Here is a 24,356-nt window from a genome sequence, read left to right as displayed (position 1 = left end):
CCCGGCACCACCGGGGCCTTGCCGGACCTCAGGCCAGGGCGCTGACGCCGCCATTGCGGCCCGACCAGGCCAGCGGATCGTTGAGGAAGGCCTCGACTTCACCGAGCGTCTTGTCGTCGAATAGTGCCTGCGCGCGGGCAACGGCCAGAACGTTGCGCCAGGTGGCGATCCAGTGCAGGTCGACACCCTTGCCCTTCATCTCGCCGACGGCCTGCGGGAAGATGTCGTAGTAGAAGAGCGCGATGCCGTGGTCGACGATACCGCCGGCGGCGCGAATGGCGTCGATGAACTTGAACATCGAGCCACCGGCTGTCGTCAGGTCCTCGATGACGAGTACGCGGGCGCCTTCCGGCATGTGACCTTCGATCTGGGCGTTGCGGCCGTGGCCCTTCGGCGCCTTGCGCACGTAGATCATCGGCAGGCCCAGGCGCTCGGCCAGCATGGCGGCGAAGGGAATGCCCGCCGTTTCGCCGCCGGCCACGACGTCAAACTGCTCGAAGCCCGCCTCGCGCAGGATCGACGCTGCGGCGAAATCCATGACCGCCGAGCGGATGCGCGGGTAGGAGATCAGCTTGCGGCAATCGATATAGACGGGGCTCGCCATGCCCGACGACAGCTTGTAGGGCTTGTCGGCGCTGAAATGCACCGCCTTGATCTCCCAGAGCATCTTTGCGACCAGCTCGGCCATCACGGCCTTGTCGGTGAACGCGTTGGAAAACATAAAACTCTCCTTCAATTGCTTGGCGTGATCAGACGACGGCCCAGTGCAGCGGGAACATCGGATCAAAAACGGTGACGGGACCGTCGCCGGTCTCGATCCTGGCAGGATAGCTGACGGCGTCGGCCTGCTTGCGCAGCGTGATCGTCTCTTCGTTGACAGGCAGTCCGTACCAGGCCGGACCGTTCAGCGAGGCGAAGGCTTCGAGCCTGTCGAGGGCACCTTCCTGTTCGAACACATGGGCAAGGCAGCTCATGGTGTTGATCGAGGTGTAGATGCCGGCGCAGCCGCAGGCGCATTCCTTCAGCGGATCGACATGGGGTGCGGAATCGGTGCCGAGGAAGAAGCGGGCATCGCCCGAGGTCGCCGCCGCGCGCAGGGCCAGGCGATGGTTCTCGCGCTTGGCGACCGGCAGGCAGTAATAATGCGGCTTGATACCGCCGACCAGAATGGCGTTGCGGTTGATGATCAGGTGGTGCGTGGTGATCGAGCCGGCGAGATTGGCCTTCGACGCCTTGATGTAGTCGACGCCGTCCTTGGTGGTGACGTGCTCCATCGTCACTTTCAGTTCCGGTAGGCGCTTGCGCAAGGGATCGAGCACCGTTTCGATGAACACCGCCTCGCGGTCGAAGATGTCGACATCAGCAGTCGTCACTTCGCCGTGCACGCAGAGCTGCAGGCCGATCTTCGCCATGCGCTCCAGCACCGGCATCGCCTTGTCGATATCGCGAACGCCGCTGTGGGAGTTGGTCGTGGCGCCCGCCGGGTAGAGCTTGACCGCCTTGACGAGGCCACTGGCATGACCGGCCTCGACGTCGTCGGGGTCCGTCCCCTCGGTCAGATAGAGCGTCATCAGCGGCTCGAACCGATCACCGGCCGGAATGGCGGAAACGATCCGTTCGCGATAGGCCCTGGCGTCCGCAGCGGTCACGACCGGCGGCACGAGGTTGGGCATGATGATCGCGCGGGCGAAATGGCGGCTGGTATCGGCGATGACGCCCTTCAGCATGTCGCCGTCGCGCAGGTGAAGGTGCCAATCATCCGGCCGACGGATAACGAGGTCTTGCATGGTCAGCGTTCTCCTAGATCAGAGCGGGATGCGGACGGAAAACTGCACGCACTTTTCCTCATCCCGCTCCAGGCTCGCGCCCGTTCCGCGCGCGCGGCTTTGCGAGCCGGCAGGTGCGGATGGGGGGCGGTTACTCATGTGGTGAAACCGCGTCTCGATATCACCAATGCGCCTGACAACACAATCGGCAATCCGACCATCGCTCAGAAATCCGCAAGCACGAGGTCTGCGGGCCGCTGGTGCCCGACAACCCGATGCGCATTGGGGATGTCGTTGCCGAGCGCCTTTCGACGGGCCGCGTCCTCGTCATAGCCGTGATCGCGCCAGCGCTTCAGCAAGCGCCGCTCCAGCTCCTCGACGCCTGGGTTGATGAAGATGGAAAAATCGAAGGCTTCGTCGAGTTTCGTCCATGGCGTCTCGTCGAGCAGCAGATAATTGCCTTCGACGAGAATGATGCGGGTATCGGCCGCCACCACGCGCGCCGAGGCGATCGCCAGTTCGCGCGAGCGGTCGAAGACCGGGACCAGCACCTCGCCGTCATTGGCGCGGACGGCTGCAATGGTCGCGAGGAACGACCTGACGTCAAAGGTTTCGGGCGCGCCCTTGCGCGCGAGCAATCCTTTCTCTTCAAGCACCGCATTGTCCATGTGAAAGCCGTCCATCGGCAAGACGGCGGCCTTTTCTCCCGCTGCGGCCAGCGCGTCGGCAAGCGCGTCGGAGAGCGTCGATTTGCCGGCACCGGGCGGACCGGCGATCGCGACGATGAAACGGGCAGCATCTGCCGCCCGTTCCAGGATTTCTGCAACCAACGGCGCAACTGTCATGCGGCGAGCGCCTCGCGCGGCGGTTCCTTGGCGCCGGTCATGAAGGCGACGGCATCCGACATCGTGTGCTCCTTCGGGTTGATGACGCAGAGGCGCTTGCCAAGCCGGTGGATGTGGATGCGGTCGGCGACCTCGAACACATGCGGCATGTTGTGCGAGATCAGAACGATCGGCAGGCCGCGCGAGCGCACGTCGAGGATCAGCTCCAGCACCCGGCGGCTTTCCTTGACGCCGAGCGCTGCCGTCGGCTCGTCCATGATCACCACCTTGGAGCCGAAGGCCGCGGCGCGCGCCACGGCCACGCCCTGGCGCTGGCCGCCCGAAAGCGTTTCCACCGCCTGGTTGATGTTCTGGATGGTCATCAATCCGAGCTCGGACAATTTTGCCCGCGCCCTTTTCTCCATCTCCGCACGGTCGAGCGTGCGAAAGAGCTTGCCCATGATCCCGGGCTTGCGGATCTCCCGGCCGAGAAACATGTTGTCGGCGATCGATAGCGCCGGCGACAGCGCCAGGTTCTGGTAGACCGTCTCGATACCTGCGCTGCGGGCATCCATCGGCGAGCGGAAGTTGATCGGCTGTCCCTCTAGGCGGATCTCGCCTTCATCAGGCGTGATGGCGCCTGAGATCGCCTTGATCATCGAGGACTTGCCGGCGCCGTTGTCACCGATGACGGCGAGGATTTCACCCGGATAGAGGTCGAAATCGGCGTGATCGAGGGCAGTGACCCGGCCATAGCGCTTGACCAGGCCGCGTGCGGTGAGAATGGGTTCCTGAGCCATCAGCCTGCTACCTTTCTGATCCACTGGTCGATTGCGACGGCGGTGATGATCAAGACGCCGGTGAGGAAAACCTTCCATTGCGGGTCGGCGCCGAGCATGTTGAGGCCCATGGAGACCACGCCGACGATCATCGCGCCGATCAGGGTTCCAAGGATCGATCCGCGTCCGCCAAAGAGCGAGATGCCGCCGATCACGGCTGCGGTGATGGCCTGCAGATTGTAGTCGGTGACCGCTGCCGAAGGCGAGATCGAGCCGTTGCGGCCGATCGAGACCCAGGCGGCAAGGGCCGCGATAAGGCCGGCGAGCGTATAGGCGCTGAGAAGCACGCGGCTGGTGCGGATACCGGACAGCTTGGCGGCTTCCGGATCGTCGCCGACCGCATAGAGATGCCGCCCCCAGGCGGTATGGTTGAGCGCATACCAGAGGCCGAGAACCAGCACGACCATCATCACTACGCCGAGCGTGAAGACGGCCGACCCGATCTTGAAGCTAACGCCGAAGACATGAAGCATCTGGGTGACGGCGGTCACGTCGGCTTCGCGGATGGTCGCGTTGGCCGAGTAGATGAAGTTCGTCGACATGATGATGTACCAGGTGCCGAGCGTCACGATGAACGGCGGAAGCTTGACCCTTGATACAAGGAAGCCGTTGAGGAAGCCGCAGGCGCCGCCGACGAGGAAGCCGAGAAAGATCGCGACCGGCGCCGGAAGGCCGTAGGTCACGGCGCTATTGCCCATGATGACGGCCGAAAGCACCATGATCACGCCGATCGAAAGATCGATGCCGGCCGTCAGGATCACCAGGGTCTGTGCTGCGCCGAGAATGCCGACGATGGCGATCTGCTGCAGGATCAGCGTCAACGTGTAGGACGAGAAGAACTTGCCACCGATCGTCAGGCCGAAGATCAGGATCGCCGCCACGAGCACGATGAACGGCACGGCCGCCGGCGTCGAGTGCAGGAAATGCTGGATCCTCTGGATCGGCGTCTTGTCATGCGTGTCGAACGACGCGACCTGCGTCGAACTGTTGACCAGGACCTTTTCGAATTCCTGGGATGGCTGTGCGGCTGTGTTGGGCTCGCCCATGGACCTTCCTCCCGTGAACCCCACTCCCAAGGGGTGCGATGCAATCTGGTGCACAGCCCGCCCACCAAGACGCGGGCAATAGCACTCTTTAAAAGCTGCGCGGTTTTCTTCGCCTTGTCAAAGACATCGGCGCTTACGCGAAGGGCGGCCGGGGCCGCCCTTGCATTGTTCGTTCATGCTTCAGACGCGTGGGGGCGATCAGCCCCAGCACTTGTCCGTGCCGACCTTGGTGTCGATCGATTCCACACCGGCTGCCGGCTTGTCGGTGACGAGCGAAACGCCGGTGTCGAAGAAGTCCTTGCCTTCGGTCGGCTTCGGCTTTTCGCCGGTGTCGGCGAACTTCTTGATCGCCTCGATGCCAAGTGCCGCCATCATCAGCGGATACTGCTGCGAGGTCGCGCCGATGACGCCTTCGGCAACCGACTTGACGCCGGGGCAACCACCGTCGACGGAGACGATCAGCACGTCCTTCTCCTTGCCGACAGCCTTCAGCGCCTGATAGGCGCCGACGGCAGCAGGCTCGTTGATGGTATGGATGACGTTGATATCGGGATCCTTCTGCAGAAGGTTTTCCATGGCCTTGCGGCCGCCTTCCTCGTTGCCGTTGGTCACGTCGTGGCCGACGATGCGCGGATCATCCTCGTCGCCGATCTTGGCCGGATCCTTCGGATCAATGCCGAAACCGATCATGAAGCCCTGGTCGCGTAGGACGTCGACCGTCGGCTGCGACGGCGTCAGATCGAGGAAGCCGACCTTGGCGGTCTTGGCGCCCTCGCCCATGGTGGCGGCAGCCCATTGGCCGATCAGCTTGCCGGCGAGCAGGTTGTCGGTGGCAAAGGTCGCGTCAGCCGCGGTTGCCGGATCGAGCGGCGTGTCGAGTGCAATCACCAGAAGACCGGCCTCCTGAGCCTTCTTCACCTGATCGACGATCGCCTTGGTGTCGGATGCGGCAATCAGGATACCCTTGGCGCCATCGGCAATGCAGGATTCGATCGCAGCCACCTGGCTGTCGTGGTCGCCGTCGATCTTGCCGGCATAAGCCTTCAGCGTGACGCCGAGTTCCTGAGCTTTGGCGGCAGCGCCTTCCTTCATCTTGACGAAGAAGGGATTGGTGTCGGTCTTGGTGATCAGGCAGGCGCTGACATCGGCGGCCTGTGCCGGGGCGGCGAAAACGACGCCGAGCGACAGCACGCCGAACGCGGCGGAGAGAACAGTCTTCTTCATGTAATCCTCCCAAGGATGAAACACACGGCCGACAGTGCGGCCCAGGCCTCGCCCCTGCAGCATTCTCCTCCGCTGCAACAGGCGCTTCCGGATCAAAAACAAACATTAATTTTCGGGGGTGTCAATAAATAAATCAAATTGAATTATTATTTCGATGTGGCATTCTCTGGATAACCGCGCTCCTTCGCAATCCTGGCCACGAGCCAAATTGACAGGGTTGCCCGGAGCGGAAACAACAGACCCGCGCCAAGCGGGCACTGATGCCAACGGGAGGAGACGGTGGCATGTCACTGACAGACGGCCCCGACAGGGGAGCGATGCAACCTGAGGTGATCGACCCGAGCGGCGGGGCGAACCAGACGCGCGTGCGCGCCTATAACGAACGGCTGGTGATGTCGCTGGTGCGCCGGCACGGCGGATTGTCGAAGGCCGACATCGCCAGGCGTTCCGGCCTTTCGGCGCAGACCGTTTCCGTGATCATGCGCGCGCTCGAAAGCGATGGCTTGCTTGTGCGCGGCGAGCCGGTGCGCGGTCGCGTCGGCCAGCCCTCGACGCCGATGCGGCTCAACCCGGACGCGGTTTTTTCCTTCGGGGTGAAGATCGGGCGGCGCAGCGCCGACCTGGTGCTGATGGATTTCGTCGGCAACATCCGCCTGCACCTGCACCAGATCCATGCCTATCCCCTGCCCGGCGAACTGGTCGACTTCATCATCGGCGGCATCGAGAAACTCGAGCAGCAACTGAGCCCGGACGAGCGCAAGCGCATCGCGGGCGTCGGCATCGCCACGCCCTTCGAACTGTGGAACTGGGCCGAGGAAGTCGGTGCCCCGCGAGACGAGATGAACCGGTGGCGCGACGTCGACCTTCAGGCGATCGTGTCCCAGCGAACCCGGCATCCGGTGTTCCTGCAGAACGACGGAACCAGCGCCTGCGGCGCCGAGCTCGCCTTCGGTGTCGGCGCCAGCTACCCGGACTTCGTTTATTTCTACATCGGCTCGTTCATCGGCGGCGGCGTCGTCATCAATTCCGCCCTGTTTTCCGGCCGCACGGGTGCTGCCGGCGCCGTCGGCCCGCTGCCGGTGTCCGGCAAGGATGGCAAGACCGTGCAGCTTTTGAAGATCGCCTCGGTCTTCGTGCTCGAAAACCTCTTGCGCGAGCGCGGCATCGATCCGAAGCCGCTCTGGTATTCCGCCGACGACTGGATCGATTTCGGCGAACCGCTGACAGTCTGGATCGACGACAGCGGGGCGGCCCTTGCCCAGGCCGTCGTCTCCGCCGTCTCGATCGTCGACTTCTCGGCCGTCGTTATCGACGGCGGCTTCCCGCCCTGGGTGCGCGCGCGGTTGCTGACGGCGACGCGCAAGGCCCTGCACGAACTCGACCTCCAGGGCGTGACGATCCCGGAACTCGTGGAAGGCATGGTCGGCAGCCACGCCCGCGCCATCGGCGGCGCGAGCCTGCCCCTGTTCTCCCGCTACCTGCTCGACACCAACGTCCTCTTCAAGGAGCTCAGCTGATGCTGAAAGGCATAGACCCGATCCTAAGCCCGGAATTGCTGGCGACGCTGCGCGCCATGGGTCATGGCGACGAGATCGCGCTGGTCGATGGCAACTATCCCGGCCAGGAACACGCCCGTCGGCTGGTCCGGCTCGACGGCCATGGGCTGATCACGGTGCTCGACGCCATATTGAGCGTCATGCCGATCGACGACTTCGTGCCGGCGGCGATCTTCCGCGCCACCGTCAAGCAGGACCGGGACGCGCTCGATCCGGTGCACCAGGAGATCATCGATTGCTGCGCCAGGCGTGAACCTCAGCGCGCGGTCGTGCCGCTGCTCGGCCACGAATTCTATCCCCGCGTGCAGGCGGCGCACACGGTCGTGCAGACCAGCGAACCAAGGCTCTACGGCAACGTCATCCTGCGCAAGGGCGTGATCTATCCCTGAAAAGCATGGCTGCAACAAAAAACCCGCCGGCGGCACCGGCGGGTTTTTTCGTTTCAAGTCCTGAATGTCTTATGCGCGGCGGGCGTCGACCGACAATGCGCCCGGACCGAAGGCGGCAAGCACCAGGAAGCCGCCGGCAACCGAGATGTTCTTCATCATCATCAGGCTGTTGAAGACGCTGAGCAGGCCGTTTGCTTCCGGCGGGAAGGTCGGAATGTTGATGGCGCCGCTGTGGAACACGAAAGCCGTGACCAGGCAGAAGAGCGCCAGGAGATAGGCGGCAATCCTGGTCTGGAAGCCGACGAGGACGGCAAGGCCGGCCACCAGTTCGAAAATACCGGCGAGATAGGCAAGCGCCGTTGCTGCCGGCCAGCCGGCATTGGTGATCATTCCGGCGGTGCCGGCGGGATCTGTCAGTTTGCCGAAGCCGGCGGTGATGAACATGATCGAAAGGAGAATGCGCCCGATGAGGACGACAACATTCTGAGACATGCGAGGCTCCTGTGGGAAACGAGTGTTGGCAGCAGAAGTATCAGCATTTTCAAATTCATCTAGCCGCATGGCTGGCGACAGATCGTTCACAACGTAGAGACAACCGGGAAAGATCGTCAACCGGGATTTGCGCCATAACGCCGCCTGCGCAACGGTTTTCATGCTTTGGCAGGTCGGTTCGCGTTCCAGTGTTCTTTTCTGTTGCAAGGAAGGGGCTGCTGGGCGAAATTCAGGAGCGGCAGGGGACGCCGCGCGGGGGCATCTCATGAACGAAATCAACAGGAGCCCAGCCTTCTGGCGCTCATTTTCGATCTTCGAAGGGTTCGACAAGAAGACGATCGAGGACCTTGCCGAGATCGCGACCTATCGCAAGTGGCCGGCCGGCACGGTGATCTTCCAGCGCGGCGACGAAGGCAACTATATGATCGTCGTCGTATCGGGCCGCATCAAGCTGTCATTGATCACGCCGCAGGGCCGCGAATTGATGCTGCGCCAGCATGAGGCCGGCGCGATCTTCGGCGAGATGGCGGTGCTCGACGGCCAGGCGCGCTCGGCCGACGCCACGGCGCAGACCGCTGCCGAAGGCTACGTCATCGGCAAGAGGGCGTTTCTCGACATGGTGACCACCCGGCCGGCGGCGGCCGAATCCGTCGTGCGCTTTCTCTGCGCGCAGTTGCGCGACACGACCGAGCGGCTGGAAACCATCGCGCTCTACGATCTCAATGCCCGCGTCGCCCGCTTCTTCCTGGCCACGCTCCGGCAGATCCACGGCAACGAACTTCCCGAAAGCGCCAACCTCAGGCTGACGATGAGCCAGACGGATATCGCCGGCGTGCTCGGCGCCAGCCGCCCCAAGGTCAACCGGGCGATCCTGTGGCTCGAGGAAAGCGGCGCCATCAAGCGGATGGATGGCATCATCGCCTGCAAGGTCGGCAAGCTTCTAAGTATCGCCGACCCGGAAGAGGATTAGGTGGCATGACCACGCCCCCCCGCCGGCACTTTCGTTTCACACCGCTCGCCGGCGGGATCCTGACGAGCCTGATCGTCGCACTCGCCCTTTACTTCTTCGCCGAGCCCGTGTTCGAAACGCAGCGCGAACTGTTCTTTGACAGCCTCACCCAATGGGTGCCCTCCCCCAAGTCGCCCGATATCGTCGTCGTCGATATCGACCGGGCGGCCCATCAAGGCAGGCCCGATGGAGACTGGGACAGGCAGGCAACCGCCGAGCTTCTGTCAGCGCTGGCCGCCTCCGGCGCCCGGGTCGTCGCCGTCGACTTCGTCTTCAGCTCCGACTGCACGGCGGAGCGTCCAGGCAATGAAGCGCTGTCGCAGGCGCTATCGAAAGTCCCCGTTGTCCTCGGCTTTCTCATCGCCGATACCCGGCAGGAACAGCCTCGCCCGGTCCCGCCACTGGCGCTCAGCCGACCCTTCGCGGCACCCGAGCTCTGGTTCCTCGACGGCGCGGAAACCTCCTGCCCAGCCTTCATGGACAACGCCAAGGCGGCAGCTGCGTCGTTCCTCGTCGGCGACGAGGATGCGCGCATCCGCCGCGTACAAGCCTACGCGGTTCTGGGCGAGGAAGCCTACCCGACGCTCGGCATCGAAGCGACGCGGCTGATGGCCGGCACCGGCACGCCGATCCTCGGGGGAGAGCCGGCGTGGCTGCGCCTCGACGGGCAGGTCATCACGCTCGACGACACCGGCAGCCTGCGCTTCGTCGCGAGCGATCCCGAGCGGATCGCGACGCGGACGATCTCGGCCGCGGATGTGCTGACAGGCAAAGCCGGCAAGGACAGGCTTGCCGGCAAGCTCGTCTTCATCGGCAGCAGCCTGCCCAATCTCGGCGGCTTGAGGCCGAGCGCCTCCATGCCGCTCGAGCCCTCGGTGCAGATCCACGCCGATATCGCCAATGCCGTTGCCACCGGGTTCATTCCGCGGCGCGACGGGCGGCTTTCGGTGATCGAGGCGCTGTTTTCGCTCGCGGCCGGCATTGCTGCCGCCTATGGCGCCGCAAGGCTTCGACCGCTGATGTCGGCGGCCCTCGGCATCATCGCGATTGCCGCCGTCGTCGCGGCAACAGCCGCGATCTATCGCAGCAGCGGCTGGCTCACGGATGCGGTCAGCATTTCGGTCGCGATTGCCGCGGTGCTGGCGGTGACCAGCACGCTGCAATTCGCCCACATCAGGCGAGCGGAGGCGACGGCGCGGGAAAAATTCTCGCAATATCTGCCGCAATCCGTCGTCGCCCGCTACATCGACAATCCCGGCGCGGCCCGGGTCGCGGGCGAGGAGCGGGCCGTGACGGCGCTCTTCACCGATATCGAGAGCTTCTCGACCCTTTCGCAAAAGCTCGGGCCCCGCGACCTGATCGCCCTGCTCGACATCTACTTCACCGAGGTCAATGCATTGGTGGCGCAGTATGGCGGCATGGTCGACAAGGTGGTAGGCGATGCGGTGCACGCCTTCTTCAACGCGCCGGAAGACCTCGACGACCACGTCGACAAGGCGATCGAATGCGCAAGAGCGATCCACGCGTTGACGGAGGAAATGCGCCGGCGACCGCAGTTTGCGAGCCGGGATTTCGGGCGCACGCGCATCGGCATTGAAACCGGCCAGGCGGTGGTCGGCGAAGTCGGCGCCGGCGGCAAGCTCGACTACACCGCCCATGGCGACGCCATCAACCTGGCGGCGCGGCTGCAGGAGGCCAACAAGTTTCTGGGCACCGCCATCTGCGTCGGCCCGGCGGCGGCGGCGCAAAGCCGGCAGCGGCTGCGCTCACTCGGCAATCAGGAGATCCGCGGCTTTGCCACGATGGAGCTCTTTACCGTGGCCGATCCCGAGCAGGTCTAGAGTGCCGGCGCGAGGGCAAGATGCCAGTGGCTTGAGACCGACATCTACGACAGATTGATCATTGAGCCGAACCGCGTGCCTTGCCGTGTGCCCGACGTGGGACGTCAGGTCAGAGGCCGACGCTGGCATAGGCTTCGCGGATGCGCGCCTGCCCCCAGTTGACCGGCGTGCTCGGTGCGTCGCCGCGCTGCTTGAACTCGACGCCCTGCCCGGCCGCGACGATTTCGGTTACGCCGCCGGCTGCAACCGCGACGCTGCCATGCTCGACGAAAACCGCGAAGGCGGTCTTGCTCGGACCGCAGAAGAACTTGGTGCCGCGCACGCCGATCATGCCGAAGGCCGTGCGGACGGCAACATCGACCTTCGGCAGCCCTTCAGGACGATCGAACACCATCCGGCCGGTGCCAAGCTCCAGCGTGCCGCCCTGTTCGGCAATGAACCGGTCGACGAGCAAGTCGGTTTCGGCCCCGAGAAGCACGCGGGTGTCAGCGCCGAGCGCCAGCGTTGCGAAGCTTTCGGCCTCGGTGCGAACATGGTCTTTGTCGAAGATCTGCGCGTCGACGGCCAGAGCCTCTTCCTCTTCGGCCTGTCGGCGGCGCACGTCGCCGCGGATCTCGGTGGCCTTGCCGACCGCGGGGCTTGCCAGCGTTCGTGCCACGCCGCCGCACATCGTCGCGAGCAGCAAGCCGCCAACGACCACACGTCGCTTCACCAGCATCCGCCGCATCGGCTCCCGGTCCATCATGGTCCTTCTCCCTGTTCGACGTTTTGCGTGCCCGGCCTTTATAGAGGATATCCCCGCTATCGACGGAAACAAGTCAGATGCAATTGGCCGGATGCGCATTGATGCCCTGCCGCACCCTTGCCAGTTCGCCCGAAGCCCCGCAATCGGGCTGTTCCCGCCGGAACAGGCAGCGCCGAGACCTCAGGCTAGGTTGGCTTCAGGAGACGGGAGACCATCATGAAAACCCAGCGCAAAGCCAGAATTCGCATCTTCAACGCCATCAGCCTCGCCATCGTCAGCTTCCTGGCGCTGGCGGCAATCGCGCTTCCCCCGGCGCGTGCAGCCGATCTTTCCGCGGCCGACATCTGCGACCGCGAGGCGGGCAGCATCTTCGACCTGCAGCGCAATCAGAGTTACCCGGCTGTTGCGACCCAAGACCTGAAAATCGGCATTGCGCTTTCGGCCTGCCGCGAAGCCTACAACCAGCATGCCGGCCCGCGCGCCGAGTTCCAGCTGGCGCGAGTGCTCGACAAGGCCGGCCAGAAGATCCAGTCGCTGCGCATCCTCGGCGAGGCCGCCGACCATGGCCACGCGCTGGCAATGACCAATTATGCCGTCCTTATCGGCGAACAGGGCGACGTTGCGACCGAATTCACGCTCAATCAGAAGGCCGCAGCCGCCGGCAATATCCTTGCCGCCTACAATCTCGGCGTCGCCTATCGCGACGGCATGGGGACATCCGCAAACGGTGCCCTCGCGATCGAATGGTTCGAGCGCGCCTCGCTTGCCGGCGACGATGTCGCCGCCTTCAACCTCGCGGTGATCCTGGATGAAGGCAAGCTGGTGCCGGAAGACAATGCCCGGGCCGCCCGCTTCTATCGCCTCGCTGTCGAGCGCGGCAATGTCGATGCCATGGTCAATCTCGGCCTGATGCTGGAAACCGGCGAAGGCGTGACCAAGGACCTGCCGGCCGCCCGCGCCGTCTTCCGCAAGGCCGCAGCCGAAGGCGACGACTATGCTGAGCGCAAGTTCGCCGAGCTGAGCGCCACCGACAATTTCGAGACGGCCATGCTCGACAAGACAAGCCGCATCAAGTGAACCATGCCCGCCTTCACCGGCCGACCTTGAGGGGCCGGCCGGTCTTGCGCCCGCAAATGTGCCGGCCACCATCGGCAAATCCCACCCAAAGATGCAGCTTGACGTGCAGCAGGTCGCACTACAGCTTGAGCGGGAACACAGCCCTTTCCCGGACATGCGATGACCAAGCTGATTATCTTTACCGACCTGCACATGGTGCCCGAGGGCACGACCATCATCGGCCTCGACCCCTATCAGCGCCTGGCCAACGGCATCGCCCATGTGAACCGCTACCACGCGGATGCCGACCGGGTGATCTTCACCGGCGATCTTGCGCACTACGCCGATCGCGCCTCCTATGAACGGCTGAAGGGCCTGATCGACCAGGTGGTCCCGCCCGTCGCGATTACCGTCGGCAACCACGACCGGCGCGAGGTCTTTCTCGATGTCTTTACCGACGCGGTGACCGACGACGACGGCTTCGTGCAACAGGTGATCGACTTTGGCGATTGCCGCGCAATCCTGCTCGACACGCTGTTTGCGCCGCCCTACGACTACCCCAACAGCCATGCCGGCCTTCTCTGCCAGAAGCGCCTTGCCTGGCTCGACCGGCAACTGGCGGAAGCCGGCGACAGGCCGGTGCTGATCTTCATGCACCACCCGCCGCACGCGACAGGCTTTTCCGGCATGGACATGATCCGCCTGGTCAACGAGGTGGAATTCTACACGCTGGTGAAGAAGCACGGCAATGTGCGCCACATCTTTGGCGGCCACGTGCACCGCACGATCAGCGGCTCGAGCCGCGGCATCCCCTTCTCCATCTTCAAGAGCCCGGTGCACCAGCAGCCGATGCCGTTCGATGCGCCCGATGCCTCGCTCTCCGTCGACGAGCCGGCGGCCTACGGCATCGCGCTGGTGACGAAGGATGGCGTGCTCGTTCACACCGAGGATTATGAAATCGCTCGCCGGGACGCCGCCTTCGCCTGAGGGGCATTCCGGCCGGCCGGCCTTCATGCTAGGTTGGCCCATGACCCAAACGACCGCCACGGATGAAACCCTCGACTGCCAGAGCTGCGGCGCCTGCTGTGCCTACTCCTCCGACTGGCCGCGCTTCTCGATGGAAACGGACGAGGAACTCGACCTGATCCCGGAAGAATATGTCGCGGCCGATCTCGGCGGCATGCGCTGCGAGGACGACCGTTGTACGGCGCTCGGCGGCAAGCTCGGCGTCCATGTCGCCTGCAAGGTCTACGCCGTCAGGCCGATCGTCTGTCGCACCTGCATGCCGGGCGACGACGAGTGCCTGATGGCGCGCGAACGGCACTTCGGGAAAGCCGCATAAGACTTCGGATCATCCGGCACGCAAGCCCGACCTTCCGCATCCCCATCGGTTTGACAGCGCTGCGGTAGTGAAACATTCCGAGAATGATCGAAAATGCCGGATGGATGTTCGGCGGAACGACGCGTATTTTCTGCCCACGATATCCAGGGCGTTTTGCGCCCTGTCACCGCCTTCCAAAGGACCGCGTTCGATGAGCCAGAACCAGCTTCACAAATCCAGCCCGAAGGCCGAGCAGGCCCCGGCACCCTTTGCCGATTTCGCGCCGCCGATCCGCGCCCAGAGCGCGCTGCGCCAGGCGATCACCGCTGCCTACCGCCGGCCCGAGACCGAAGCCCTGCCATCGCTCGTCGAGGCGGCAACGCTGCCGGTCGAGACGCAGAAGGCAGCTGCGCGTACGGCCCGCAAGCTGATCGAAGCGCTGCGCGCCAAGCACAAGGGTTCCGGCGTCGAAGGACTGGTGCACGAATACTCGCTGTCGAGCCAGGAAGGCGTGGCGCTGATGTGCCTGGCCGAAGCGCTGCTGCGCATTCCCGACACGGCCACGCGCGACGCGCTGATCCGCGACAAGATCGCCGACGGCGACTGGAAGTCACACCTGGGCGGCGGACGCTCGCTGTTCGTCAACGCCGCGACCTGGGGCCTGGTCGTCACCGGCAAGCTGACCTCGACCGTCAACGACCGCAGCCTTTCGGCAGCGCTCACGCGCCTGATCGCCCGTTGCGGCGAACCGGTGATCCGCCGCGGCGTCGACATGGCGATGCGCATGATGGGCGAGCAGTTCGTCACCGGCGAAACCATCGACGAGGCGCTGCGCCGTTCGCGCGCGCTGGAGCAGAAGGGCTTCCGCTACTCCTACGACATGCTGGGTGAGGCCGCGACCACGGCTGCCGACGCGGAGCGCTACTACAAGGATTACGAAACCGCGATCCACGCCATCGGCAAGGCATCGGCCGGACGCGGCATCTATGAAGGCCCCGGCATCTCGATCAAGCTTTCGGCGCTGCATCCGCGCTATGTGCGCGCGCAGTCTGCCCGCGTCATGGAAGAGCTGTTGCCTAAGGTGAAGGCGCTCGCCGTCATCGCCAAGAAATACGACATCGGCCTCAACATCGACGCCGAGGAAGCCGACCGGCTGGAACTGTCGCTCGACCTGCTCGAAGAGCTTTGCCTCGACAAGGACCTTTCCGGCTGGGACGGCATGGGCTTCGTGGTCCAGGCCTATGGCAAGCGCTGCCCCTTCGTGCTCGACTTCATCATCGACCTTGCCCGTCGCGCCGGCCGCCGCGTCATGGTTCGCCTGGTCAAGGGCGCCTATTGGGACGCCGAGATCAAACGCGCCCAGCTCGACGGCCTGGAAGACTTCCCGGTCTACACCCGCAAGATCTACACCGACGTGTCCTACATCGCTTGCGCCAAGAAGCTGCTCGCCGCAACCGACGTGATCTTCCCGCAGTTCGCCACCCATAACGCCCAGTCGCTCGCCACCATCTATGAACTGGCCGGCAAGGATTTCCAGGTCGGCAAATACGAATTCCAGTGCCTGCACGGCATGGGCGAGCCGCTCTATGACGAAGTCGTCGGCAAGAACAATCTCGACCGGCCCTGCCGCATCTATGCGCCCGTCGGCACGCACGAGACGCTGCTTGCCTACCTCGTTCGCCGCCTGCTCGAAAACGGCGCCAACTCCTCCTTCGTCAACCGCATCGCCGATCCCAAGGTCTCGATCGACGAACTGGTCGCCGATCCCGTCGATATCGTGCGCGCCATGCCGGTCGTCGGCGCGACGCATGCGCAGATCGCCCTGCCCGTCGGCCTCTTCGGCGATGCCCGTCCCAATTCGGCCGGTCTTGACCTTTCCAACGAGACCTCGCTTGCCTCGCTGAGCGAAGCGCTGAAGGCAAGTGCTGCCGTCGACTGGCGCGCCGAACCGCTGCTGGCAACGGGCCCCGGCAAGGGCGAGACCCGCCCCGTGCTCAACCCCGGCGACCACCGCGATACCGTCGGCACCGTCACCGAGACATCCGAAGCCGACGCCCGCCAGGCGGCAAGCCTTGCCGCCAAGTCCGCTTCCACCTGGTCGGCGGTTGCGCCGACGGAGCGTGCAGCGATGCTGGTGCGCGCAGCCGACATCATGCAGGCCCGCATGCCGACGCTGCTTGGCCTGATCGTGCGCGAAGCCGGCAAGTCGCTGCCCAACGCCATTGCCGAAGTGCGCGAAGCGATCGACTTCCTGCGCTACTATGCCGAACAGACGCGCCGCACCCTCGGCCCTGCCCATAAGGCACTTGGTCCGATCGTCTGCATCAGCCCCTGGAACTTCCCGCTGGCGATCTTTGCAGGCCAGATTGCGGCAGCGCTGGTTGCCGGCAACCCGGTGCTGGCAAAGCCCGCGGAAGAAACGCCGCTGATCGCCGCCGAAGGCGTGCGCATCCTGCACGAAGCCGGCATTCCCGCCGACGCGCTGCAGTTGCTGCCCGGTGACGGCCGCATCGGCGCGGCACTGGTTGCCGCCCCCGAGATTGCCGGCGTGATGTTTACCGGTTCGACCGAAGTCGCGCGTCTGATCCAGGCGCAGCTGGCCGACCGGCTGTCGCCGTCCGGCCGGCCGATCCCGTTGATCGCCGAAACCGGTGGCCAGAACGCCATGATCGTCGACAGCTCGGCGCTTGCCGAACAGGTCGTCGGCGACGTGATCGCCTCGGCCTTCGACAGCGCCGGCCAGCGCTGCTCAGCCCTGCGCGTACTGTGCCTGCAGGAAGATGTCGCCGACCGCATTCTCGCGATGCTGAAGGGCGCGCTGCACGAACTGAAGATCGGCCGCACCGACAAGCTTTCCGTCGACGTCGGTCCCGTCATCACGGCGGAAGCACAAGGGATCATCGAAAAGCACATCGAGACGATGCGCGGCATGGGCCGCAAGGTCGAGCAGATCGGCCTTGCCTCCGAGACAGACCTTGGCACCTTCGTGCCGCCGACGATCGTCGAGCTCGAAAAGCTCGCCGACCTCAAGCGCGAAGTGTTCGGCCCGGTTCTCCACGTCATCCGCTACCGCCGCGACGATCTCGACCGGTTGATCGACGACATCAACGCGACGGGCTACGGCCTGACCTTCGGCCTCCACACCCGCCTCGACGAGACCATCGCCCATGTCACCTCGCGGGTGAAGGCCGGCAACCTTTACGTCAACCGCAACGTCATCGGCGCCGTCGTCGGCGTGCAGCCGTTCGGCGGCCGTGGCCTCTCCGGCACCGGACCGAAGGCCGGCGGCCCGCTCTATCTCGGGCGCCTCGTCGCGACCGCCCCGGTGCCGCCGCAGCATAGCTCCGTGCACACCGATCCGGCGCTGCTCGACTTCGCTAAGTGGCTCGACGGCAAGGGCGCCAAGGCCGAAGCGGAAGCTGCCCGCACCGCCGGCAGCAACTCCGCCCTCGGCCTCGTCTCGGAGCTTCCGGGTCCGGTCGGCGAGCGCAACCTCTATGCGCTGCATCCGCGCGGCCGCGTTCTGCTGGTACCGGCGACAGAAACCGGTCTCTATCACCAGCTCGGCGCCGCCCTTGCGACCGGCAACACGGTCGTCATCGACGCCGCATCGGGCCTGCAGTCGTCGCTGAAGACGCTGCCGGCCAGCGTTGCGGCGCGCCTCACCTGGTCGAAGGACTGGTCAGTCGACGGCCCGTTTGCCGGAGCCCTGGTCGAAGGCGACGGCGAGCGCGTTCGCGAAGTCAGCAAGGTGATCGCCGGCCTGCCGGGTCCGCTGGTCCTGGTCCAGGCGGCTTCGAGCGAAGAAATCGGCCGCAACCCCGACGCCTATTGCCTCAACTGGCTGCTCGAAGAGGTGTCCACCTCGATCAACACAGCGGCCGCCGGCGGCAATGCCAGCCTGATGGCGATCGGCTGATCGAAGCCCGATCGACGGGGCAAGAATGCCTCTCCCGAATGCGGGAGAGGCGATGACGGGATAGGGTCAGCCCGGTAATGATGGCCCTTTCTCTCCTCATCTCTGTGCCTGCCACAGAGATCCAGCGGCGCCGCGTCGGCGGCGCGAAAGAACCTTTCAAAACGACACCATGGGCCGAGCCTTCTCACGGCGCAGACGCGCCGTGGCTGGAGTTCTGTGACAGGCACAGAAATGAGGGCTGGGAAACCAACCGCGTAAGCCACATCCGGGCCCGAACTGCGGCCGAACCACGGTGGCGCCAATCCGCACAATCCGTTATCAGCACTTGAGAAACGGAAGCGACCATGTTCACCCTCAAGCGCATCGAAACGGCGACCCAGGACATCAAGAAGAGCCGGTTCCTGGCCATCTGCGCGCCCGTGCCCGACGAGCAGGCGGCAAAGGCGTTCCTCGCTCAGCATTCCGACCCCACGGCCAATCACAATTGCTGGGCCTGGCGCATCGGCCAGGCCTATCGCTTCAACGACGACGGCGAGCCAAGCGGCACGGCGGGCAAGCCGATCCTTGCGGCCATCGACGGCCAGGCGCTCGACCATGTCGCGGTCGTCGTCACCCGCTGGTTCGGCGGCATTCTGCTTGGTAGCGGCGGCCTTATCCGCGCCTATGGCGGCACCGCGGCACTCTGCCTGCGGGCGGCCGAGAAGATCGAGATGATCGAGACCGTGCGCGCGACCATCGCCTGCGACTTTGCCGATCTGGCGCTGATCAAGGCACGCCTTCTTGCCCGCGACGTGACGATCTCGGGTGAGAGCTTCACCGACAGGGGACCGGTGATGGCGGTCGAAATGCGCAAGGACGAGGCGGACGGCATTTTAGCCATGGTCACCGATCTCAGGCGCGGCCGTGCGGTCATTGCGACCGACGACTGAACGACTTCCTTTGCCGATCGAACCATCATAAAAACGACCGACAAAATCGATAATAATCAACCCTGCAACAGGTTTGCCAAGGAGACGGCCAGCATGAAAACGAGAGTTCTGGGCAAGACGGGCGCGACGATTTCGGAGATCGGTTTCGGCGCCTGGCAGATCGGCGGCTCCTGGGGAGACGTCAGCGAAGCGGACGGCAAGCGTGCGCTGAACGCGGCACTCGACAGCGGCGTCACCTTCATCGACACCGCCGACGTCTATGGCGACGGACGCTCCGAAAAGATCATCGCTGCCGTTCTCAAGGAACGCGGCGGCGAAATGCCGTTTGTCGCCACCAAGGCCGGACGCAGGCTGAGCCCGCACGTCACCGAAGGCTACACCGGCGCCAATATCGAGGCCTTCATCGACCGCAGCCTGACCAATCTCGGCGTCGAGACGCTGGATCTCGTGCAGCTTCACTGCCCGCCGACCGAGGTCTATTACCGTCCGGACCTGTTCGGTGCGCTCGACCAGCTGATCACCAAGGGCAAGATCCGCCATTACGGCGTCTCGGTCGAAAAGGTCGAGGAAGCGCTGAAGGCGATCGAATATCCGGGGGTCGCCACCGTCCAGATCATCTACAACATCTTCCGCCAGCGGCCGCAGGACCTGTTCTTCGCCGAAGCCAGGAAGAAGAACGTCGGCGTCATCGTGCGCGTGCCGCTCGCCTCCGGCCTGCTGTCGGGCAAGATCACCCGCGATACGGCCTTTGCCGCCGACGACCACCGCAACTTCAACCGCCATGGCGAAGCCTTCGATGTCGGCGAGACCTTTGCTGGCGTGCCCTTCGAGGCGGCGCTGGAGGCCGTCGAACAGCTTCGCCCGCTGGTGCCCGCAGGCGTTTCGATGGCGCAGTTTGCCCTGCGCTGGATCCTCACACAGGATGCGGTCTCCGTCGTCATCCCTGGCGCCCGCAACGAGGCGCAGGCGCAATCGAACGCCGCTGCCAGCGCACTCGCGGCCATCGACGAACAGACCAGGGCCGTGATCGCCGCGCTTTACGAGCGACTGGTGAAGGTTCATGTTCATCACCGCTGGTAGGATGCGCCACGGATGTCGGGCCTGTTGACCGGCAACAGACAGATCGGCCCTGGCGGGCACGCAGACGCGCCAGGGCGAACGAGGGGATCATGGCCGACCCTTTCACGCTGCAGCGTTTCGTCGACGCCCAGGACCGCGTGTACGCGGCGGCGCTCGACGAGTTGCGGCGCGGCCGCAAGGAGACGCATTGGATGTGGTTCGTCTTTCCCCAGCTTGCCGGCCTCGGCCATTCACCGATGGCGCAACGCTTCGCCATTTCGGGCCTTGCGGAGGCGCGGGCCTACCTCGGCCACCCGATGCTGGGGCCAAGGCTCACCGAGTGCACGGAAGCCGTCAACGGCGTTGCCGGGCGCACGGCACACGAGATCTTCTCAAGCCCTGATGACTTGAAATTCCGTTCGTCCATGACCCTGTTTTCGCAAGCCTCGGCGGCGGGCAACGTCTTTGAACAGGCGCTCGGTCGTTATTTCGAAGGGGAAATGGATCGAAGGACGCTGGATCTTCTCTCCCGGCTTTCTCCATGACGGCCAGGACAGTCAAAGCGGGTCGCGCCTCTCGGCCCTGTCAGACGCCGTGCGCGGCACTGGCAAGAAAAAACAGGACAACGAAGGCGCAGACGGAAAGCCCGGCAACGATCACCAGCAGTTCCTTCATCATATAGCGATACATCATTACCTCCTTTCCTTCAGCGAGCAGATGCCCCCTCAATATGGGGATTCGGCGGGCCGATTTTCATGGGCCAGCGTCAAAAGATCGTGATGGCGCCTGGACTTCTGCCCATCGGGAACGGCGCCCGTTACCCGGCCGACGGCCTCCGATTCGTTCTTTTATATTATCCTAATATATAGATTGTCGTCACGTCAGCTTTTAGGGGGAACGGCATACGTCCACGGGCGATCCCGCTCAGGCGGAGGCTCCGGTCAATCTGTCTACGGTGACATCAGGCGAACCGACATCCGGCGCAATGCGGGTCGGGCAAGGCGAGAATCGAGCGGCCCTCGCGCGGCCGCCCTGGCGATCCGGTCGGATGGTGTGCTGACAGCGTTACCTGTCAGCGCCGCCCTGGGCGAGCGAGACGAGCGTCCTCCACCGAGCCTGCGACACCGCTTGACGAACAGGCGTCCAACACCTAAATCTACACTCAACGTCAGGTTTAGGTGAGTATCGCTTCTTGTCCCTTATGCAGATCGGTGAATTGTCGGACCGCGCCGGCGTCAGCCACCGCACGATCCACTATTACGAGCGCCTCGGGCTGGTGCAGCCGGCCGAGCGCGAGGGTGCCGGCTATCGCTATTATGACGAGACCGCTCTGCGGCGGCTGGAGAAAATCGCGGCGCTGAAGCGGCTCGGCCTCAGCCTCGACGAGATCGCCGCCGTCATCGACCTCTATTTCGAGGATGCGAGCGGCATCAGGGGCAAGGTAAAGGTTCTCGAAATCCTAGAGGCCCAGCTCACGAAGGCAAATGCCCAGCTTCACGAACTCGCGACGTTCAAGCAGGACCTGGAAAACAACATTGCCCGCATGCGGACACTGATCACGGAAGCCAAACGCAAGTAGGTCCATCAGGGAGACGCACAGATGCCTCTCGAATCTACACTTGACGTCAGGTTTATAATTAAACGCGTCGCTTTGGCTCTGGCCCTTCGCCGTCGCGCACGCGCGATCGGCCGGGCGCTGCGTGAACGCCCGGCCGATGCGTGCGTGCCCGCGTCCGTCAGCCCATCCCGAACGGCATCCGCCGTCCCTGCCCCGCCCCAAACCACAAAACCGGAAAGCCAGAGAAGGAGTCTAGACATGCCGCATCCCCTCATCGTGTTTGCAGCCATCGGCCTTGCTGCCGCAACGACGGCCACAGGCAGCGCATTCGCCAGGACGAAAGCCATGACAGAGACGACAGAAACCAGCCAATCCGCCGCGACCACCCTCCAGGCGGCCATGCCACACGGCTATCGCGAAGCCGGGCGCCGCGCCATCGTCGTTGACGGCGAAGGGGCAGAACTTGTGCGCCACACGCGCATCGATGGCCGAAACGCAACGCTCGGCGGCGAACACTTCAGCACCGTCATTGCCGACGACGGCCGGCTCAAGGGCTTTGCCCGCATCGATCTCGATCTGGTCGGAGGACCGTTGCCGACGCGGCCGGAAGCCCAGGCGATCGCCATGGCCTTCCTGCGCGACGCGGCACCCGACCTCTTGCCGGCACTGACAATCAGCTGGATCGAGCCGCATGACGAGCCGCTGCGGGTGACTCGCGACGGGCGCACCAAGCGCCTGATGCTGACGGGCATGAAGGTCAAGATGCGCAACAGCGCCGATGGCCTGTGGATTTGGGTGATCGTCGGCGCCGACCACAAGGTGATGGTGTTCGAGCGCGACATCCACTGGATCAGCTTCCCAGGGCGCCGCGGAACGGAAAAGTGGCTGCACGATTCGTGGCTGGCCGAGAAGGGATACGGCATCGGCCAGTCCTGAGCATGAGCCGCGCCAAGCGCGCTGGTCAAGGCGTTTCGAAGGCGCAAAAACGGAAACGGCCGGTTAAAAACCGGCCGTTGTCACGATGACTAAGTCATTGAAAAGAATGGCGCACCCGAAGAGATTCGAACTCCTGACCCCCAGATTCGTAGTCTGGTGCTCTATCCAGCTGAGCTACGGGTGCTTGCCGCTGCAGCGGTCAAACCGCTTGCGTGAGCGGTTCTCTAAAGGGTCCTTCCGGGGATTGCAAGCGCCGTTCTGCAAAAAAATTCATTTTTACGACAACTGGGTCTGAAGCTGTGGATTCAAACAGCGCGATCCGCAGACGATCTCAGTCGCAAACCCCTTCAATGGCGGGCTTTCGAGCGAAATGCATCGAGCGGCACGGGGCGATCGGGCAATTCGATCCGAAACAGCGTTCCCGGCGTCGGCTTTTCCACAAGCGCGATCGTGCCGCCATGGGCGAGCACCAGTTCGCGGGCAATCGCCAGCCCGAGGCCCGTGCCGCCGGAGCGCGCCGAGCCGCGAAACGCGGCAAAAAGGTTCTCCCGGGCCTTTGGCGGCATGCCCGGACCGGTATCGTCGACCGAAATGGTGACGACGCTGCCCATACGCATCGCCGAAACGCTGACCATGCGCGGCCGGCCATCCTCCGCTTCGTGATTCGTCAGTGCCTGAACGGCATTGCGGCAGATATTGTGCACGACCCGGAACAATTGTTCGCTGTCGGCATCGACCTCGAGATCGTCCTGCACCTGGATCTGGAATTCGATGCCGGATTGCGGATCGATCGAAAGCAGTTCGGCGACGTCGGAGACGAGCGGCTTCAGGGCGACGAAACGCCGGTGCGGCTCGGCTTCGGTCGTGCGCCCGTAGGAGAGGACCTCGCGGGTGTAGCCGACGGCCCGGTCGATCGCCCGCAGCAGCGTCGGAGCGAAACGCTTGACGACCGGATCGTCGACTGCGGCGAGACGGTCGGAGATCAGTTGCGCCGACGACAGGATGTTGCGCATGTCGTGATTGATCTTCGACACGGCGAGACCCAGTTCGGCAAGGCTCTTCTGCTGTTTCAGCGTCCGCTGCAGTTCGCGCTGCATGCTGGCGAGATGCTGGCCGGCAACCGCCAGTTCGTCGCGCCCTTCCGGCGGCACGAGCACGCGCGCCGGATTGGACGGATCGTTGGAGAATTCCTGCATGCTCGTGGTCATCCGCCGGATCGGCACGATCAGCATCCGGTTGATGGCGAGAAAGATCAGCGTGGCGGTGATCAGCGAGATGATGATCGACAGGAAGAAGACATTGCGGGAATAGACCAGCATCGCCTTGTGCAGGCTGGCATCGGCCATGACCAGCTCGATCACCGCATCGCTTTCGCCGAGCGGCCCATAGACGCGCACCACCCGGTTGCCACCGAACAGCAGCGTATCGAACGCATCTCGGATCGCCGCAAAGGCGGTGAAATTGGCCGTGTCGTATTCGCCGTCGATCTCGGCGGGCATGTCGGCGGCGGCAATCATCCGCGAGGCGTCCTTGCGGCGGATGACGATGGCCTTGGTGCCCGTCGCCATCAAGGTATCGTCCTGGACATTGCGGGGCAGCTCGACGTTCTGCAGGCCGTCGACGACGACGGCAGCGGCAGCCACCGTGTTCAGCCGGTCCTGCAGCCAGCGAATGCGCATGTTGGCAACCGATGGCACGAAGATCAGCACCTCGGCCAGCATGACGAAAACGATCGTCAGCAGGAGCAGCTTGCCCGAGAGCCCGCGGAAGATGCCCGCGGCGGCTCGCGGCGCTTCACTCACCGTCGTTGGCTGCGCCTCTTCGCTCATCGTTCCCAAAAATCCCTG

22 protein-coding genes and 1 tRNA gene are annotated in these 24,356 nt (G+C 64.3%); 13 read left to right on the top strand and 10 right to left on the bottom strand.

Features of this window, described 5'->3' with window-relative positions:
- Positions 1–28 precede the first annotated feature (28 nt).
- The 6 genes from RTP54_RS02170 to RTP54_RS02145 form a co-directional block, all read right to left on the bottom strand.
- Positions 29–721 carry an orotate phosphoribosyltransferase gene (locus tag RTP54_RS02170; RefSeq protein ID WP_112809027.1) on the bottom strand — a complete coding sequence of 231 codons (693 nt, stop codon included), beginning with the start codon at positions 719–721 and terminating at the stop codon, positions 29–31.
- Positions 722–749: 28 nt separating this feature from the next.
- Positions 750–1,787 carry a dihydroorotase gene (pyrC, locus tag RTP54_RS02165; RefSeq protein WP_312360587.1) on the bottom strand — a complete coding sequence of 346 codons (1,038 nt, stop codon included), beginning with the start codon at positions 1,785–1,787 and terminating at the stop codon, positions 750–752.
- 203 nt (positions 1,788–1,990) lie between these two features.
- Positions 1,991–2,611: a nucleoside triphosphate hydrolase gene (locus tag RTP54_RS02160; protein ID WP_312360584.1), complete on the bottom strand. Its 621-nt coding sequence runs from the start codon at positions 2,609–2,611 to the stop codon at positions 1,991–1,993.
- Positions 2,608–3,390 (bottom strand): ATP-binding cassette domain-containing protein, encoded by a 783-nt coding sequence (locus RTP54_RS02155; RefSeq protein WP_112809030.1) that lies wholly within the window; start codon positions 3,388–3,390, stop codon positions 2,608–2,610. Before RTP54_RS02155 ends, RTP54_RS02160 begins: the two co-directional genes overlap by 4 nt.
- Positions 3,390–4,475 carry an ABC transporter permease gene (locus RTP54_RS02150; RefSeq protein WP_312360578.1) on the bottom strand — a complete coding sequence of 362 codons (1,086 nt, stop codon included), beginning with the start codon at positions 4,473–4,475 and terminating at the stop codon, positions 3,390–3,392. Before RTP54_RS02150 ends, RTP54_RS02155 begins: the two co-directional genes overlap by 1 nt.
- Positions 4,476–4,673: 198 nt before the next feature.
- Complete coding sequence (locus tag RTP54_RS02145; protein WP_112816630.1) at positions 4,674–5,699, bottom strand: sugar ABC transporter substrate-binding protein; 1,026 nt, start codon at positions 5,697–5,699, stop codon at positions 4,674–4,676.
- 284 nt (positions 5,700–5,983) lie between these two features.
- On the opposite strand from RTP54_RS02145, the gene RTP54_RS02140 reads away from it, so the two are divergent.
- Together RTP54_RS02140 and RTP54_RS02135 are read left to right on the top strand one after the other, a co-directional pair.
- On the top strand, positions 5,984–7,216 hold the full coding sequence (locus RTP54_RS02140; RefSeq protein WP_312360573.1) for an ROK family transcriptional regulator: 1,233 nt from the start codon (positions 5,984–5,986) through the stop codon (positions 7,214–7,216).
- A complete protein-coding gene (locus tag RTP54_RS02135; RefSeq protein WP_112816552.1) occupies positions 7,216–7,644 on the top strand; it encodes an RbsD/FucU family protein in 429 nt (142 codons plus the stop codon). Before RTP54_RS02140 ends, RTP54_RS02135 begins: the two co-directional genes overlap by 1 nt.
- 69 nt (positions 7,645–7,713) lie before the next feature.
- On the opposite strand, the gene RTP54_RS02130 is transcribed toward RTP54_RS02135, so the two are convergent.
- A complete protein-coding gene (locus tag RTP54_RS02130) occupies positions 7,714–8,205 on the bottom strand; it encodes a DoxX family protein (protein ID WP_112809465.1) in 492 nt (163 codons plus the stop codon).
- Positions 8,206–8,401: 196 nt separating this feature from the next.
- On the opposite strand from RTP54_RS02130, the gene RTP54_RS02125 reads away from it, so the two are divergent.
- Positions 8,402–9,106, top strand: a complete 705-nt coding sequence (locus tag RTP54_RS02125; RefSeq protein ID WP_112809034.1) for a Crp/Fnr family transcriptional regulator — start codon at positions 8,402–8,404, stop codon at positions 9,104–9,106.
- Between the two features lie 5 nt (positions 9,107–9,111).
- The gene (locus tag RTP54_RS02120) at positions 9,112–10,986 is read left to right on the top strand and encodes a CHASE2 domain-containing protein (RefSeq protein WP_312360568.1); all 1,875 of its coding nucleotides are present in this window, start codon (positions 9,112–9,114) and stop codon (positions 10,984–10,986) included.
- A gap of 109 nt (positions 10,987–11,095) precedes the next feature.
- On the opposite strand, the gene RTP54_RS02115 is transcribed toward RTP54_RS02120, so the two are convergent.
- Positions 11,096–11,713, bottom strand: coding sequence for a FecR family protein (locus RTP54_RS02115; protein WP_312363140.1), 618 nt, complete (start codon positions 11,711–11,713; stop codon positions 11,096–11,098).
- Positions 11,714–11,947: 234 nt separating this feature from the next.
- Here RTP54_RS02115 and RTP54_RS31050 point away from each other — a divergent pair, with 234 nt between their 5' ends.
- The 9 genes from RTP54_RS31050 to RTP54_RS02065 all read left to right on the top strand — a co-directional run bounded on the left by RTP54_RS31050 (position 11,948) and on the right by RTP54_RS02065 (position 22,509).
- Positions 11,948–12,808, top strand: coding sequence for a tetratricopeptide repeat protein (locus RTP54_RS31050; protein WP_409517087.1), 861 nt, complete (start codon positions 11,948–11,950; stop codon positions 12,806–12,808).
- A 159-nt stretch (positions 12,809–12,967) separates the two neighbouring features.
- Positions 12,968–13,774 (top strand): phosphodiesterase, encoded by an 807-nt coding sequence (locus RTP54_RS02100; RefSeq protein ID WP_312360566.1) that lies wholly within the window; start codon positions 12,968–12,970, stop codon positions 13,772–13,774.
- Positions 13,775–13,814: 40 nt separating this feature from the next.
- Positions 13,815–14,129, top strand: a complete 315-nt coding sequence (locus tag RTP54_RS02095) for a YkgJ family cysteine cluster protein (protein WP_112809467.1) — start codon at positions 13,815–13,817, stop codon at positions 14,127–14,129.
- 190 nt (positions 14,130–14,319) lie between these two features.
- A complete protein-coding gene (gene putA / locus RTP54_RS02090; RefSeq protein WP_312360562.1) occupies positions 14,320–18,027 on the top strand; it encodes a trifunctional transcriptional regulator/proline dehydrogenase/L-glutamate gamma-semialdehyde dehydrogenase in 3,708 nt (1,235 codons plus the stop codon).
- A 344-nt stretch (positions 18,028–18,371) separates the two neighbouring features.
- The gene (locus tag RTP54_RS02085; protein WP_312360560.1) at positions 18,372–18,956 is read left to right on the top strand and encodes a YigZ family protein; all 585 of its coding nucleotides are present in this window, start codon (positions 18,372–18,374) and stop codon (positions 18,954–18,956) included.
- 93 nt (positions 18,957–19,049) lie between these two features.
- Entirely contained in the window at positions 19,050–20,036 is a 987-nt protein-coding gene (locus RTP54_RS02080; RefSeq protein ID WP_312360558.1) for an aldo/keto reductase, read from the top strand.
- A gap of 86 nt (positions 20,037–20,122) precedes the next feature.
- On the top strand, positions 20,123–20,560 hold the full coding sequence (locus RTP54_RS02075) for a DUF1810 domain-containing protein (protein WP_312363136.1): 438 nt from the start codon (positions 20,123–20,125) through the stop codon (positions 20,558–20,560).
- A 656-nt stretch (positions 20,561–21,216) separates the two neighbouring features.
- Positions 21,217–21,594 (top strand): MerR family transcriptional regulator, encoded by a 378-nt coding sequence (locus tag RTP54_RS02070; protein WP_312363134.1) that lies wholly within the window; start codon positions 21,217–21,219, stop codon positions 21,592–21,594.
- Positions 21,595–21,831: 237 nt separating this feature from the next.
- Entirely contained in the window at positions 21,832–22,509 is a 678-nt protein-coding gene (locus tag RTP54_RS02065; RefSeq protein ID WP_312360557.1) for a hypothetical protein, read from the top strand.
- A gap of 107 nt (positions 22,510–22,616) precedes the next feature.
- Here the strand turns inward: RTP54_RS02065 and RTP54_RS02060 are convergent.
- Together RTP54_RS02060 and RTP54_RS02055 are read right to left on the bottom strand one after the other, a co-directional pair.
- Positions 22,617–22,693, bottom strand: a tRNA-Arg gene (locus RTP54_RS02060).
- Positions 22,694–22,856: 163 nt separating this feature from the next.
- Positions 22,857–24,338, bottom strand: a complete 1,482-nt coding sequence (locus RTP54_RS02055) for a HAMP domain-containing sensor histidine kinase (RefSeq protein WP_312360554.1) — start codon at positions 24,336–24,338, stop codon at positions 22,857–22,859.
- Positions 24,339–24,356 lie beyond the last annotated feature (18 nt).

Source organism: Ensifer sp., from assembly GCF_031989085.1.
In the GTDB taxonomy this organism is placed as follows: Bacteria; Pseudomonadota; Alphaproteobacteria; order Rhizobiales; family Rhizobiaceae; genus Ensifer.
This window is presented reverse-complemented; position numbering and strand designations above follow the sequence as displayed.